11 protein-coding genes are annotated in these 14,634 nt (G+C 63.1%); 7 read left to right on the top strand and 4 right to left on the bottom strand.

Annotated features, from left to right (window positions below; translation table 11 throughout):
- Positions 1–18: 18 nt before the first annotated feature.
- From FQ746_RS16395 to FQ746_RS16385, 3 genes are all read right to left on the bottom strand, one after another.
- Positions 19–1,968 (bottom strand): aconitase family protein, encoded by a 1,950-nt coding sequence (locus FQ746_RS16395; protein ID WP_144110414.1) that lies wholly within the window; start codon positions 1,966–1,968, stop codon positions 19–21.
- Between the two features lie 153 nt (positions 1,969–2,121).
- Positions 2,122–3,048 (bottom strand): LysR family transcriptional regulator, encoded by a 927-nt coding sequence (locus FQ746_RS16390; protein WP_144110413.1) that lies wholly within the window; start codon positions 3,046–3,048, stop codon positions 2,122–2,124.
- 62 nt (positions 3,049–3,110) lie between these two features.
- Positions 3,111–4,523, bottom strand: coding sequence for an FAD-binding oxidoreductase (locus FQ746_RS16385; protein ID WP_144110412.1), 1,413 nt, complete (start codon positions 4,521–4,523; stop codon positions 3,111–3,113).
- Between the two features lie 270 nt (positions 4,524–4,793).
- On the opposite strand from FQ746_RS16385, the gene FQ746_RS16380 reads away from it, so the two are divergent.
- From FQ746_RS16380 to FQ746_RS16365, 4 genes are all read left to right on the top strand, one after another.
- Complete coding sequence (locus FQ746_RS16380; protein WP_144110411.1) at positions 4,794–6,119, top strand: LysR family transcriptional regulator; 1,326 nt, start codon at positions 4,794–4,796, stop codon at positions 6,117–6,119.
- A gap of 190 nt (positions 6,120–6,309) precedes the next feature.
- Entirely contained in the window at positions 6,310–6,738 is a 429-nt protein-coding gene (locus FQ746_RS16375) for a DUF2946 domain-containing protein (protein WP_144110432.1), read from the top strand.
- A 97-nt stretch (positions 6,739–6,835) separates the two neighbouring features.
- Positions 6,836–9,175, top strand: a complete 2,340-nt coding sequence (locus tag FQ746_RS16370; RefSeq protein ID WP_144110410.1) for a TonB-dependent receptor — start codon at positions 6,836–6,838, stop codon at positions 9,173–9,175.
- 58 nt (positions 9,176–9,233) lie between these two features.
- Entirely contained in the window at positions 9,234–10,682 is a 1,449-nt protein-coding gene (locus FQ746_RS16365) for a PepSY-associated TM helix domain-containing protein (protein WP_144110409.1), read from the top strand.
- Positions 10,683–10,828: 146 nt separating this feature from the next.
- Here the strand turns inward: FQ746_RS16365 and FQ746_RS16360 are convergent, their stop codons facing one another.
- The gene (locus FQ746_RS16360; RefSeq protein ID WP_144110408.1) at positions 10,829–11,161 is read right to left on the bottom strand and encodes a DUF2322 family protein; all 333 of its coding nucleotides are present in this window, start codon (positions 11,159–11,161) and stop codon (positions 10,829–10,831) included.
- Positions 11,162–11,407: 246 nt separating this feature from the next.
- Between FQ746_RS16360 and FQ746_RS16355 the strand changes: the two genes are divergently transcribed.
- Genes FQ746_RS16355 through FQ746_RS16345 form a run of 3 tightly spaced genes read left to right on the top strand, consistent with a single transcriptional unit; the run spans position 11,408 to position 14,630 of the window.
- The gene (locus FQ746_RS16355) at positions 11,408–13,531 is read left to right on the top strand and encodes a TonB-dependent receptor (protein WP_144110407.1); all 2,124 of its coding nucleotides are present in this window, start codon (positions 11,408–11,410) and stop codon (positions 13,529–13,531) included.
- A gap of 26 nt (positions 13,532–13,557) precedes the next feature.
- Positions 13,558–14,232 carry a MotA/TolQ/ExbB proton channel family protein gene (locus FQ746_RS16350; RefSeq protein WP_144110406.1) on the top strand — a complete coding sequence of 225 codons (675 nt, stop codon included), beginning with the start codon at positions 13,558–13,560 and terminating at the stop codon, positions 14,230–14,232.
- Positions 14,229–14,630 carry an ExbD/TolR family protein gene (locus tag FQ746_RS16345; protein WP_144110405.1) on the top strand — a complete coding sequence of 134 codons (402 nt, stop codon included), beginning with the start codon at positions 14,229–14,231 and terminating at the stop codon, positions 14,628–14,630. The genes FQ746_RS16350 and FQ746_RS16345 overlap by 4 nt, the downstream gene beginning before the upstream one ends.
- The last annotated feature ends 4 nt before the right edge of the window (positions 14,631–14,634 follow it).

Raw genomic sequence — 14,634 nt, 5'->3', positions numbered from 1 at the left:
GAAGGTCCGGCCAGCATTCTAGCGGCGCACGGCCTTCAATTGTTCGAAGGTCGTGATTTTTCCGGCCAATGCGCTCGCCGCGACCGTGTACGGACTCGCGAGCCATACATCGCCCGGGCCCGAGCGGCCCGGGAAATTACGATTGATTGCGCTAATGGTCACCTGATTCGCGTCGGCGGACTGGCCCGGCCCACAGTTCGCGCACGAACCGCAGCCGGGCATGATCAGCGTGACACCCGCCCGTTCGAAGACCGGCAGATAGCCCCGTTCCTCGCAGTACGCACGCACCGCCATGGTGCCGAATTGCAGATACAGACGCGTGCGCTCGGGTACGCGCAAGCCCTGCTGCACGCCCCAGCTCAGCACCTCGTGATAGAAATCGAAGTCTTCGCGCTTGCCTGCCGTACACGATCCGCCGTACGCAATGTCGATGGCGACGTCCTGCTCCAGTTGCGGCGCACTCACGCCGTTGCCCGGGTCGCCGGGGCGCGCGAGCATCGGTTCGAGCGAGGCGGCGTCGATGCGGATGGTGTCGCGATAGATCGCGCCCGCATCGCTTTTCATCCAGCTTTCAAGTGCGAAATCGACGCCGCGCCGCTCCTTCAGGAATGCCACCGTGCGCTCGTCCGGTTCGACGATGCCGGTGAATCCACCGAGTTCCGCGACCATGTTCGTGAGGGTCGCGCGCTCGTCGATCGACATGGCGCGCACTGCCGGGCCGCCGTATTCGAACACGAGACCGATGGCGCCGCCCGAGCGGATCGCGTCCATCTGCAGCAGATGCAGCACGACGTCTTTCGCGGTCACGCCGTCGCGCAGGCTGCCGTCGATCTCGATACGCAAGGTCTCCGGCACTTTGCAGCGCACGTAGCCCGTCACCCAGCTATTGGCAATTTCCGTTGCGCCCGCACCGAACGCGAGACAGCCGAGCGCACCGGAATGCGGCGTATGCGAGTCGGTGCCGCACGCCACCTGTCCGGGCAACGCGTACTGTTCGGCCATCAGCGCGTGACAGATGCCTTCCGAACCCGGCAGAGTGTCGAGCGCGCCATGCGAGCGCACCGGATAGTCGCGCGAAAAGGTGGTGTGGCCTTCCATCAGATTGGCGACGCCCGGCAGCAAACCGTCGCGCACGTGCGGAATACTTTCGGCCGCGAGCACCAGGTGATCCTGGAACGCGATGATGTGATCCGGCGCATGCAGCGGCGCGGGCTTGCCGAACGCGCGGTGCATCAGATGCGCGCACATGCCGGTGAAATAATCGTGGCTGAAACGCCAGTCGGCCGCGATGAACACGCCGTCGCCACGTTCCGCGCTGGCAACGCCCGGATGCAGATGCCGGTCGATGATCTTTTCCACCAGCGTTTTCGGCGCGGCGGGTTGCGCCGCGCCCGCGCTGTCGCGCTCACGCGGCGCGGGCCAGTCCGCAAATTTGCTATACGCAAGCAGTCCGCCGCTGCGGATGATCTGCTGCGTGAGTGCGTCGCGTCCCTTGAGAAACTCGTCGATGGGCACGGCTTCACCCGCGATCAGCCGGTCCAGCACCGTGAAATCCGTGGTGGTGAGAATGCCGATGTTGTCGCAGTTCTGCTGATAGATGCGCTCGAAACTTTCCGCGACGATCAGCCGGATACCCGCCGAGAGTTCGGCTAGCGGACTCGATTCGCGCGACGACCCCTTGCCGTAACGCTTGCCCGCCACCGTCACCTGAAAGCCGCCGTTTTTCACGGCATGGCGGCCGATCGGCATGCGCTCGCCAGCCTTGAAGCCGACATACGGGAACTGGCCGAGGCGCTCGTCGTAGGTCAGCATGACCGTGACGGGCGTGATCTCGTCGGTCGAGACGTTATCGCGCAGCGCTCCCGCCGCAGCGCGCGTGATGTTGTCACCCGCCAGTTGCGCCTCGACGACCGCGGGATCTTGTGACAGGTACAGCACGCGGCCGTCCAGACGAATCGTATCGCTCATGATGCTTTCTCCTTGCGCCCACTATAAGCGGCACAGGAGGCGGCCCGAAGTGCTGGTCGAGCAACGCAGACCTCTCGTTTGGCGAGTTCGCCGTGGCATTGCGTGTTAGCGATGCGTTGTGCGCCGCAGCGAGCGCCGCAGCGAGCACGCCAGTCAGGCGCGATTGCCGAGGAACCCGACCAGCGCGGCCGCGCTCGCGCTCAACTGCTCGCGCGCCTTGAAGATCAGCACCAGCCGGCGTACGGCCCACGCGTCGCTCAGCGGCAGCAGACGCACATCGAGCGCGTTCAGATAAAGCAGCCCGACCTGCTCCGGCACGATCGCGATACCCAAGCCGGCGTGCACCATGCGGCACAACGCGTCCAGACTGCTGACGCGAATTTTCACGTCGAGCGGCCGTCCCGCACCGGCCGCTTGTTGTGCGAGCAACTGGGTGAGTGCGCTCTCGCTGCGCAGGCCGACGAAACTGTCGTCGAGCAGGTCGACAAAGGAGACCGGCGTGACCGACGACCGGCCCGCAAGTCGATGGCCGCCGGGCACCAGCACGGCGAGCCGGTCCTGCCGGTAAGGCACCTGCTCGAACGCATCGCTGCCGGCGACGGGAATACCGGCGACAGGATTGCAGATACCGAAGTCCGCGCCATGTTCGCCGACTATCCGCACGACGTCCGTGCTGTTTTCTTCTTCGAGTTCGATCGAGACGTCCGGGAAAACCCGCCCGAACGCGGCGACGTCTTCCGGCAGGAACTGCACGATCGACGACAGGTTCGCCACCACCCGCACGCGCCCTTTCGCGCCCGACGTGAAGCGCGACAGCTCGGCGCTCATCTGCTCGATATTGCCGATGATGGCGAGCGCGTAACGCAGCACGGTTTCGCCGACGGGCGTCACGGTAATACCGCGCGACTGCCGCTGAATGACCGGCAAGCCGATCGCCGCCTCGATCTCGGCGATGCGCCGGCTTACCGCGGACGACGCGATGAACTCGCGCTCGGCGGCCCGCGCGATGTTCCGCTCCTGACACACGGCGACGAACAGACGCAGTGAAGTGAGATCGAGTTTCTTGAGGAGAGTGTCCATGGCATCGCGTCACGTTGAAGCGCACATTGTGACGCGTGCCGTGCGAAACGCCTAAGGCGGCTTCAGTGGATGGCGGCGCTGCTGTCGTCCTCGCGCGGTCCGGCGATCACTCGGGCGTCGTTCAGAATGCCGCTCGGGTCCAGCAGGCCCTTCAGCTTGCGCATCAGATCGGTTTCGGCCGGCGAACGGCTCAGATGAAGGAATTCCTGCTTGATCACGCCAATACCATGCTCGGCGGAAATGCAGCCGCCCGCGTCGCGAACCTGCTCGTACACGCGTGCCTCGACCTCATGCATGGCCGCGGGGTCCGCGTACGGGCCCGACAGCAGATGCAGATTGCCGTCGCCGAGATGGCCGAAGAACAGATGCGTCTGCTCCGGAAAGCGCTTCGTCAGCGTCGATTTCATGGTCGTGACGAAGCCGTCCATCGCGGTCATCGGCAGGCCGACGTCGAACGCGGCGTGCGGCTTGAGCTTGCCGAGCAACTCGCCGACGGTCTCGCGATACGCCCACAATTGCCGCGCATGATCGAGCGATTGCGCGACGATCACGTCGTCGACAATGCCGTTTTCCAGCGCGGCTTCGAGCACCGCTTCGAGCGCCTGGCGCTCGCTCTCTTCGGCCGCGCCGAGCGTTTCGACGAGCACGTACACCGGCGAGCGCGTCGCGAACGGCGCCTTCAGGCCGCCGACGTCCATCGCGGCCGTGATGAAGTCGTCCCACATCAACTCGAACGACGACAGCGCCGGCAAGCCGCGCCGCAATTCTTTCAGCAGCAGCGTGGCGGACTCGAACGAGCCGAGCGCGCACAGCGCGGTATTGGATACCGTCGGCTTCGGCTCGAGCTTCAGCACGAGCCGCGTGATGACGCCGAGGATCCCTTCCGAGCCGATGAAAAGCTGCTTCAGGTCGATGCCCGTGGTGTTCTTGGTGACCTTGTTCATCATCGTGAGCACGGTGCCGTCGGCGAGCGCCACTTCCATGCCGAGGATCAGATCGCGCATCACGCCGAAGCGCACCACCCGGTTGCCGCCCGCATTGGTCGCCGCGTTACCGCCGATCTGGCAGGAGCCGCGCGCGCCGAGATCGAGCGGAAAGAACCAGCCTTGCGCTTCCACATGGGTTTGAAGCTGCTCGAGCGAGAGCCCCGCTTCCACCGTGATGGTGCCGCCGAGTTGATCGAACTCTTCGATCGCATTCATTTTGGCGAGCGACATCGCCACTTCGCCCGCTTGCGGCGTCGCGCCGCCGGCGAGGCCCGTGAGGCCGCCTTGCACGACGACTTTCTGCTTGAGTCGGGACAGCAGGCCGAGCGCGCGAGCCACGTCGGCCGGCGTGCGTGGCGTAAGCACCAGTTGCGGAGAGCGCCGCGGTGCGTCGCTCCAGTCGCCCGCATGGGCTTCGAGAACGCCGGCGTCGAACGACACGCACTGGTCGCCGAGTTGTTCGATGAGTGTTTGCTGCAAGTCCGTCATGAGGTCAGCCTGGATTTCGTTGAGCGATCGAGAAGCCGCATTGTCAGGCTCGCCCCGCGTGTGAAGGCAGGGGCGATGTCTCCCGACCGTGATCTTGACATTCCCGAAGACTACCAACAATTGAGTTTTTCGAGTGAGCGCATAACCAATGGTTATTCGATTATCCGGTCAGGCGGCGAGGCGCTTAGGGAAAGCACCAAGTGGAAGCCGGTAGGCCCCGCGTCGCTATACTGAGCGCCATTCAACCCGTCGAACCGCAAGTCGAAGCCGATGACCGATAACACCCAGCAGAGCATCGCTATTGCGCGTGCGTCTACGAGCGGCAAGAGCCTGCTTCTGAACCTCGCACAATTGCGGGTGTTCCGGCTGGTCGCCGAAGTGGGCAGCGCCACCCGTGCGGCCGCCGTGCTGTTTCGCGCGCAGTCGGCTGTCACGCGCTCCGTGCAGGAACTGGAAACGGCCCTCGGCGAGCCGCTGTTCGATCGCGAGCCCGCGGGCATGCAACCCACGCCTGTCGGCCGCGCGGTGCTGCAGCGCTGCGAGCGGATTTTCGCCGAACTGGAAGAACTCGCGCAGTGGTGCGCGGCCCGCCAGACGCGTCGTCGGCCCGCCGTCGAAGGCGCATTGCCGGCATATCTGCTCAATACGCGGCGCCTGCAGTTGCTCACGGCGCTCGCGCGTCACCGGCACATGCCGAGTGCGGCGAAGACCTTCGGCATCAGTCAGCCCGCGGTCAGCAGCGCGATTCGCGTGCTCGAAAGCGGTTCCGGTCTCAGCCTGTTTCATCGCAGCCCACGCGGCATTCTGCTGACCGCCGATGGCGAAACGTTCCTGCTGCACGTGCGTCGCGCGCTGAACGAATTGCGTCACGTGCCCGACGATATCGCCGCCTTGCACGGCAAGATTCAGGGCTCGGTGACAGTCGGCGCGTTGCCGCTCGGGCGCACGCTGATTCTACCGAGCGCCATCGCGAGAATGAGCGAGGCGCATCCGGGCGTGCGGGTCGTCACGGACGAAAGCGCCTACGAAACACTCGTTGCGGCCTTGCGGGCCGGCGACATCGACTTCATTCTCGGCGCGTTACGCGACGACGATGCCGCGAGCGGACTCAGGAACGAGCGCCTGATGTCCGAAGACATGGTGGTGCTCGCGCGTCGCGATCATCCGCTGACGCAGGCGCGAAACCTCAGCATCATGGATTTGCGCGACGCGAAATGGATCTTGCCGCGCAGCAACGCGCCGGCACGCGGGCTATTCGAAGCGCAATTCAAGCGGCTCAAGACGAAACCGCCGTCGGCCACCGTGGAGACCGCGGACCTCGCGGTGATTCGCGGACTGCTGTTGGGGTCCGACATGGTGGCTGCGTTGTCGGCGCAACAATTGCATTACGAAGTACAGTCCGGGCAACTGACGGTACTCGATGTACCTTTGCACAACACGCGGCGCGAGATCGGTCTGACCTTGCGCGCGGCGGCGACGCCCTCGCCTGCCGCGCGCGCGTTGATCGACGCGATCCGTTTGTCGCTGGTGGATATGGCGCGCACGCTCGGTCCGGCAGGCAGTCCGACCGCGACGCGGCGGGCGAAGCGGGTATGAGTTCCGGGAGCCGTGGTTCGATGTCGTGCATCCAGGACATGCCGCGCTTACCGCGCTTACCGCGCATACCGCGCATACCGCGCATACCGCGCATACCGCGCATACCGCGCATACCGCGCATACCGCGCATCAGGCAGGAAAATCCGTGGCGACGATGCTAGAATCGCCCGCGTCTTCGCTCACGATCATCATGACCTCACGCTCCCGCAACCGCTCGACCGCATGGCTTGGCCTCGTCGCCATGTGGCTCGTCGTGTTCGCGCCGCTGGTGAGTCAGTTGCTGGCGTCGGCTCAGGCGAACGAGCCTATCGCCGCGTTGTGTTCGGCGCTTCAGCCGGGCGGTGTGGGCGCGGCTGCAAGCGCGGCTGCTGGCGCGGCTGCAAGCGCGTCGGCGGACAATCTGACCGCGCCGGTTCACCTCAGTCATGACGACGCATTCGGCGCCTGCGGGTATTGCCATCTGCTCGAGCATCACGTTGCCGTACCGACGCTCGCCGTCGTTGCACCCCCCGCCGCACTCACGCTCGCCGGCACCCTGCCGCCCGAGCTCTCCACCCGCTTCACACCGCTTGGCGCGTTCCCGTCGGGACGCCCCAGAGACCCGCCTGCCGTTTCCTGACCGTCGTTGTTCCTGATCGCGCCACGTTTGCCGTCGTAGACGCAGCACCCGTCGTGGGCGCGCGCGATCGTCTGTTCAATGCATCGAGGAAACCATCATGTTCAACTTCGCCTTGCGAAGGATGCCTACGCACGCGCGTCGCTTCGGTTCGCTCATCCCGGCTTTCGTGCCGGCCTTCGTTTGCGTGTCCGCTCACGCGGACAGCAGCGCCGATTCCACCTTGCCGACGCTCAGTGTCAAGGCGAGCAGCGCAACCGACACGGCCGCGAGCGCCACGCCGCGCGCCGTCGATCCGAATCTGCCGGCCACCGTGGAGACCGTGACCCGCGACCAGTTCGCCAACTGGAACGTCACCAATACCGAAGACGTCCTGAAGTACATGCCGAACCTCGCGGTGCGCAAGCGCTTCATCGGCGACCTGAATTCGCTGATCGCGGTGCGCGGCACCAGTAATAGCCAGAGCGCACGCGGTCTCGTCTATGCAGACGGCCTGCTGCTGAGCAATCTGCTCGGCAACAATTTTTCGTTTCCGCCGCGCTGGTCGATGGTGTTCCCCGACGAGATCCAGCAGGTCGATGTGATCTATGGGCCGTTTTCCGCGATCTATCCGGGGAATTCGCTTGGCGCGACCGTACTCATCAGCACGCGCATGCCGAAGCAGTTCGAAGCCGATGCCGACGTCAAGGCGTTCACACAGCACTTCAGCCTGTTCGGCGTGAACCAGAATTTCAATGGCAGCGAAGCGAGCGCGACCATCGGCGACCGGATCGGCAAGTTCTCGTACCGGCTCGGCGTCAATCATCTGGAGAACACGAGTCAACCGCTGCAATTTGCGACGCTCAACCAGTCGACCACGCCCGCGAAAGCCGGCGATACGCCCGTTACCGGTGCGTACTTCTACAACAACCAGACTAACGCGCCGACCGCGGTGCTCGGCGTGAACGGCGAAGGCATCGAGCACACCGTGCAGGACCAGTTCAAGCTGAAGATGCAGTACGACTTCACGCCGACACTGCAGGCGGGCTTCACGCTCGGCTACTGGCACCAGACGTACGATAGCCAGACATCGACCTTCTTGCGCGACGCGAACGGCAATCCGGTATACAGCGGTACGGTCGCGATCGGCGGGTACGAATACACGATTCCGGCCGCAGCCATGGCGCCGAGTCTCGGTCACAGCGAAAACTGGCTGTACGGGCTCACGCTCAAAACTCACAACGCCACCGGCTGGAATGCCGAGGCAATCGCCTCGTATTACGACATCGGCGATAGCGTGGCACGGACCGCGAATTCGGGGGCGCCGGGCAACGGAGCGGGCACGGTGATTTTCGGCGACGGCACCGGCTGGAAAACGCTGGACCTGCGCAGCACGTATACGCCCGCGACGAAACAGGCCGGCTGGGCGAACCATGCGTTGAGTTTCGGTTACCACTACGACAACTACTTCCTCGACAACCAGAGCTACACCACGCTGAACTGGCGCGATGGGGCGGCCAACGCGTTCGCCAATGCCTTCGTCGGCAAGACGCAGACCCAGGCGCTCTACGCGCAGGACGCATGGCGTTTTTTGCCGCGCTGGACTTTCGTCTATGGCGCGCGATACGAGGACTGGCAGGCGTATGGCGGAGCGCAAACACTGCCCGGCACGTCGATTCCGTATAGCGACGCGAGCGACCAGCACGTGTCGCCGAAAGCATCGCTGTCGTTCGACGTGACCGACGAATTGACCTTGCGCGCGTCGATCGCTCGCGCGTACCGCTTTCCCACCGTTAGCGAACTGTTCCAGGGGCAAATCAACGGCTCGTCGATCGTCAACAACAATCCGAACCTGAAACCGGAAGACGACCTCTCGAAAGAACTCACTGCGGAATGGGCGCACTGGAACGGCGTGTTCCACTTCTCGCTGTTTCAGGACGACGTGAAGAACACGATTTTCAGTCAGACCGATACGACCGTTATTCCCAACGTGACGAACTTCCAGAACATCGGCAAGGTGCGCTCGCGCGGCGTGGAGACGAGCTACTCGGGACAGGATGTGTTCGTTCGCGGTCTCGATCTGCTGGGCAGCGTCGCTTATACGCAATCGAAAATCATCGCCAATGCGCAGAATCCGGCCAGCGTCGGCAAGTACTTCTACCGCATTCCTTTGTGGCGCGTCGATCTGGCCGCCACCTGGCACATCGACGAACGCTCGGCGCTCACGCTCGCGGCGCGCTATTCGGGTCGTCAATACAACACGTTGACCAATACCGATACGAATCCCGATGTGTTCGGCGGCACCAGTTCCTACACGGTCGCGGATGCCAGGTTCACTTTCCGGCCGACGCCGAAGAGCGAGATTGGTATCGGCGTGGACAACCTGTTCGACGCGCGGTACTTCGTCTATCACCCGTATCCGGGGCGCACGTTTTACGTCGATGCCAAATTGAGGATGTGAGGCTTTTCTACGTCTCGAGATTCGAACCGAACGACCTATTCCGATTCAGGAGGATTTCATGTCCACTCTTGCCCATCACGCTACGCAGGCGACCAGCGCCGCGACCCAGCCAGGCTACCGGACGCTATGGCGATGGCACTTCTACGCAGCGCTTTTCGTCATGCCGTTTCTTATCGTGCTGGCGATTACCGGCACGCTCTATTGTTTCCAGCCGCAGATCGAACCGCTGCTTTATCCGCAGCGGCTGGTGGTCGTGCCACAAGCCGCGCCGCGAATCACCGAAGACGTTCTGCTCGCCACGGCTCGCGCCGCGATGCCGCGCAATGCGCGCGCCGTGACCGCGGTGATCGCGAATGCGCCGGATCGCAGCACGGAATTCGTTTTCCGTCTTGCCGATGGCGAACAACAGAGCGTCTATCTCAATCCGTATAACGGCACGGTGTTGGGCACGCTGAGCGTCGACCATCGCTTCATGCAGGTGGACCGGATGCTGCATCGCAAACTGCTGCTGGGTAAAACCGGCGAGTTGTTGATGGAGCTTGCCGCGTGCTGGACGCTGGTGATGATCGCGACTGGTATCGCGTTGTGGTGGCCCGGCGCGGCCGGTTCGTTGGGTCGTGCGCTCGTGCCGCGCTTCGCGCTACGAGGGCGACCACTGTGGAAGAATCTGCATGCGGTGATGGGCATCTGGCTCGCACTCGGTGCGCTCGCCTTCGTGCTGACCGGACTGCCGTGGTCGGGTTGGTGGGGCAAGCAGTTCAAGGCACTCGCGACAACCGCGAACCTCGGCGCGCCGCCGGGCTCGTGGGGCGAGTTGCCGTTGCGTTCCGCGCTGCCTGCAGGGATGACTGGAACCGCGCATGAAGAGCACAGCGCTCACGTGGATTCGATGCCCGGTATGGTGATGGACGATCTGCCGTTGCCGCTCACGCCATGGGCCGTCGGCGACGTGCCGGTTCCGGCCTCTACGCGTGACGGTTCGCATGCGACGAGTGCGCTACCGCTCGGACGGGTCGTCGCGCTGGCGGCTTCGCTCGGGGTGACGAGCGGCTACGACGTCGCGCTGCCGGGTTCGGCGAGTGGCGTCTACACGATCTCGTACTTTCCACCCGATCCGCGCGAAGAGCGCACGTTGTATATCGATCAATACAGCGGTGCGGTACTTAAGGACATTCGTTACGCGGACTATGGCGCGGTATCAAAGGCCGTGTCGTACGGCACGTCCTTGCATATGGGCCGCTACTTTGGGCTCGCCAATCAGCTGATCTGCGCGGCGATTTCGATTGGACTCGCCGCTATGGCCGTCACCGGCTTCGTGATGTGGTGGAAGCGGCGCCCGCGAGGCTCGGTCGGGGCGCCGTCGCGCGAACGGGCAAGCCCGCCGATGCGTGGATGGAAAACCGGCCTGGTGCTGCTCGGCATCGTGTTTCCGTTGATGGGACTCACGCTGCTGGCTGTGTGGCTCGCCGACCGGATGGTGGCAACCCGTGTGAGGCGGCCAGCCTGATCGGCGACCTCGCCATCCGCAATTTCGGCGTGAACCGGGGTATCGCATGGGGCGGACTGATCAGCGTTCGGCGGAAGATCGTGCGCCGCACTTGAGCCGTTAGTGCAACGACGGCGTTTAAATCCGCTTGTCCCCGCTTGTCCCAGTCAAGCAGCCGCGATCACATCGATGCGCAAAGCCGGGCCGCCGGCCGCAATCTCCAGCAGATGATCGACATTGGGATGGGCGCCCGGACGGTTGCGCGCATCCGCGGTATGTTCGGCGAACACTGCGAGGCCATGCTCGGCCGCTTTCGCGTCGAGCGTGCCGAATGTCTTTTGCAGGTAGTGGTACACCGCCACCGAACCCTGCTTGCCAGGTTTGTTCTCGATATCCGCCACCACGGCGCCGCCACCGTCGACCAGATCGATACGCTCGATCCCGTCGATGGCGGGCAGTTGTGCGAGGTTGTCCTTGAATACGCTGCTCGGCTGAATCACTGAACTACTCCTTCGATTCGAAAAATGACGTGGGTCCGTATCTTATCGAATTGCTCGAAAGATGCAGCCGCCGGATCGTAGCGCCCGCATCTGCCTGCCCCCTCGCTCCGCCCTTCGCTTCCAGAAACGTAAGCATGCAAACCGTTGTCATCGGCGATATTTAGTGTAATGATATAACATCTCTTAAATAGGGGGATGCTCGGGAATCAGGCATCGACCAGTCGCCAACATCACAAACCAATAACGATGAAAAACCGCACGCGTGTCTCACAGGCAGCATTGCTGCTGTTCGCCATTTCCGCTCATTCACATGCCGCCACCGCAGATTCCGCCGCCACCGCTACCGTCGACGGCAGCGGGACGCTCGACGTGCAGGTGAATGCAAAACGTCTCGACCGCGCGCGTAATGGCTTGTCTCCGGAAACCGGCAGCAGCGTGTATCGCTTCAGCGAAGCCGATATCAATGCGCTGCCTGCCGGCCAGGACACACCGCTGAACCAGGTCCTGCTGCAAGCGCCTGGCGTTGCCAGCGATTCATACGGACAACTGCACGTGCGCGGCGATCATGCGAATCTGCAATACCGTATCGACGGTGTGCTGATTCCCGAACCGATTAGCGGCTTCGGCCAGACACTCGACACGCGCATCATCGACCAGGTGAACCTGCTGACTGGCGCGTTGCCGGCGCAATATGGCTACCGCACGGCCGGCGTGGTCGATCTCCGCACGAAGAACGGCGATGGAGACAGCGGCGGCTCCATCGACGTATTCGGCGGCAGTCACCAGACGCTCAAGACGAGCGCGGACGTGTTCGGTAGCAAGGGGGCGTTCAGCTACTATTTCAGCGGCTCGCTGGGCGTGAACAATCTCGGTATCGAAAACCCCACCGCCAGTGCCGACGCCGTGCACGACCACACGCGTCAAGGCGATGCGTTCGGTTATATGTCGTACATCATCAATCCGCTGACACGCGTGAGCCTGATGTTCGGCACCACCAGCAACCAGTTCGAAATTCCGAATACACCGGGCCTGCAAACCAGCTTCACGCTCAACGGCAACAGCACATTCGACTCGAGCCAGTTGAACGAAAGCCAGTCGGAGTTGAACAACTTCGCGGTGATCGCGCTGCAGGGCACCAACGGCGCAGCGCTCGATTATCAGTTCGCGCTTTTTACCCGCTACACGCGCACGCAATTCAATCCGGACCCCGTGGGCGATCTGCTGTTCAACGGCGTCGCGTCGCAGGACTTTCACAGCAACTCGGCCAACGGCGCGCAACTGGACACCACGTGGCGTCTGAACGACAAACACACGATCCGCTCCGGCATTTTCTTCGAGCAGGAACATGCGGTGTTCAACGACAGCGTCAATGTGTTTGCTGCGGACGCCGACGGCAACCAGCTGTCCGATCAACCGTTCAACATTCAGGACGCCAGCAGCAAAACCGGCTACCTGTATAGCGCTTATGTGCAGGACGAGTGGAAACTCACCGACCGGCTGACGCTGAACTACGGTCTGCGCTACGACAAGATGGACGAGTACGTGAGCGCGAGCCAGTTGAGTCCGCGCGTCGGCCTCGTCTATGCACTCACGCCGAGCACCACGTTTCACGCCGGCTACGCGCGCTATTTCACGCCGCCGGCGTTCGAGCTGCTGTCGGGTTCGACCATCAATCGCTTCAACGGCACGACCAACCAGAGTCCGTCGAGCCAGAACGACCCGGTGCAACCCGAGCGAAGCCATTACTTCGATCTCGGCGTGACGCAACGACTCGGCTCGACCATCACGGTCGGCGTGGACGCTTACTACAAGAAGTCGACCAACCTGCTCGACGAAGGCCAATTCGGTTCCGCGCTTATTTACACGCCGTTCAACTATCAGGACGGACGTGTCTACGGCATCGAGTTCACCGCGAATTACAGGCAGAACAATGTGTCCGCTTACGCGAATCTCGCCATCAGCCGCGCGCAGGGCGAAGACATCGACTCGGCGCAATTCAATTTCGATCCGGCCGAGCTTGCGTACATCAACAGTCACTGGGTCTATCTGGATCACGATCAGCGCATTACCGCGTCGTTCGGCGGCACTTACGAACTGGGCCGGACTACGTTTACGTTCGATGGCATCGTCGGCAGCGGATTGCGCAGCGGCTTCGCGAACACCGACCGTCTACCGGTCTACACGCAGATCAATCTCGGCGTCATCCAGCATTTCAACATGGCTTTGCTGGGCAAATTCGACGCACGTGTTCTGTTGATCAACGCGTTCAATCGCGTCTACGAACTGCGCGACGGTTCCGGGATCGGCGTCGGCGCGCCGCAGTATGGTCCGCACTTCGCGGCCTATGCTGGCGTCACGAAACATTTCTAAAAGCATCGATAGCCACGAGGTCGGTCATGGATTGGACAGGTATTCTCACGGCGTTGCGCGTGGGTGGATGGGTCGTTTATCCGCTCGCGGTACTCGCCGTGCTCGCGGTCGCGATCATTCTGGATCGCGCGTATGTGTTCGTTCGTTTCGGGCGCCTGCCGATCGCGCTGCACGCTGCGTATGAAATCGATGCGGCCCGAACAGTCACGCCCGATTGGGTTCAATGGTTGCAGGCATGCGCCGGGCAGCATGTTTACCGACGCATGGCCACGGTCTGGACGCCGACCACAACCACACCGCTGTGGCTGCGCGAAACGCAGGCAGAGTCGCTGGCTGCGCAAATCGAGCGCGATTTGGGCAAAGGCTTCTGGGTGCTCGAGACGATCGTCACGGCGGCGCCGTTGCTGGGGCTGCTGGGCACCATCGTCGGCATGATGCACTCGTTCCAGCTATTCGGCGGCAGCGGCCTCGTGAATCCGGGCGGCGTGACGAGCGGCGTCGCGCAGTCCCTGGTGGCAACCGCCATCGGGCTCGTGGTCGCGTTGATCGCGCTGTTCGCCTTCAACTATTTTTCGCGTCGACTTGAACGTCTGATGGACGAACTCGAAGTGTTCGCGAATGCACGACTCGGTGAAATGCGTCTCGCGCAAACCCACGCAACGGACACGGCCGCCAGCGAAGTGATGGGAGCGCGATCGTGAAGTTCAAACGCACGCGTGCCGCGCGGCGTGGTCGCATCGAAATCATTCCGATGATCGACGTGATGTTCTTTCTGCTGGCCACATTCATGCTGGCATCGCTCGCGATGCAGCGGCTCGACGCGGCCAACATCACGCTGCCGTCGGGCCACGCGCAGCCGATGAGCGAACACGATCCGCTGACCATCTCGGTCGATCGCCGCAATGCGGTATTCGTGAACCATCTGCGCATACCGGCGGATCAGGTCGAGCCGACCGTGAAGCGTCTGCTGCAACCGGACGGCAACGTCGTCATCGCCGCCGACGACACCGCTGCTCACGGCGTCGTCGTGCAGGCGATGCTCGCCGCACGGCGCGCGGGCGCGGCGCATCTGCTGATCGCGGTACATCGTGGTGAATGAGAGG

This window comes from Paraburkholderia sp. BCC1886, from assembly GCF_900996245.1.
GTDB lineage: Bacteria > Pseudomonadota > Gammaproteobacteria > Burkholderiales > Burkholderiaceae > Paraburkholderia.
Note: the sequence above shows the minus strand (reverse complement) of the source record. Positions and strands in the feature narration are given on the sequence as shown.

Excerpts from the sequence above, each read along its gene's own strand:
- FQ746_RS16365 (WP_144110409.1), top strand. The coding sequence starts at position 9,234 with ATGTCCACTCTTGCCCATCACGCTACGCAGGCGACCAGCGCCGCGACC.
- FQ746_RS16375 (WP_144110432.1), top strand. The coding sequence starts at position 6,310 with ATGACCTCACGCTCCCGCAACCGCTCGACCGCATGGCTTGGCCTCGTC.
- FQ746_RS16350 (WP_144110406.1), top strand. The coding sequence starts at position 13,558 with ATGGATTGGACAGGTATTCTCACGGCGTTGCGCGTGGGTGGATGGGTC.
- FQ746_RS16385 (WP_144110412.1), bottom strand. The coding sequence starts at position 4,523 with ATGACGGACTTGCAGCAAACACTCATCGAACAACTCGGCGACCAGTGC.
- FQ746_RS16380 (WP_144110411.1), top strand. The coding sequence starts at position 4,794 with ATGACCGATAACACCCAGCAGAGCATCGCTATTGCGCGTGCGTCTACG.
- FQ746_RS16390 (WP_144110413.1), bottom strand. The coding sequence starts at position 3,048 with ATGGACACTCTCCTCAAGAAACTCGATCTCACTTCACTGCGTCTGTTC.
- FQ746_RS16355 (WP_144110407.1), top strand. The coding sequence starts at position 11,408 with ATGAAAAACCGCACGCGTGTCTCACAGGCAGCATTGCTGCTGTTCGCC.
- FQ746_RS16370 (WP_144110410.1), top strand. The coding sequence starts at position 6,836 with ATGTTCAACTTCGCCTTGCGAAGGATGCCTACGCACGCGCGTCGCTTC.
- FQ746_RS16395 (WP_144110414.1), bottom strand. The coding sequence starts at position 1,968 with ATGAGCGATACGATTCGTCTGGACGGCCGCGTGCTGTACCTGTCACAA.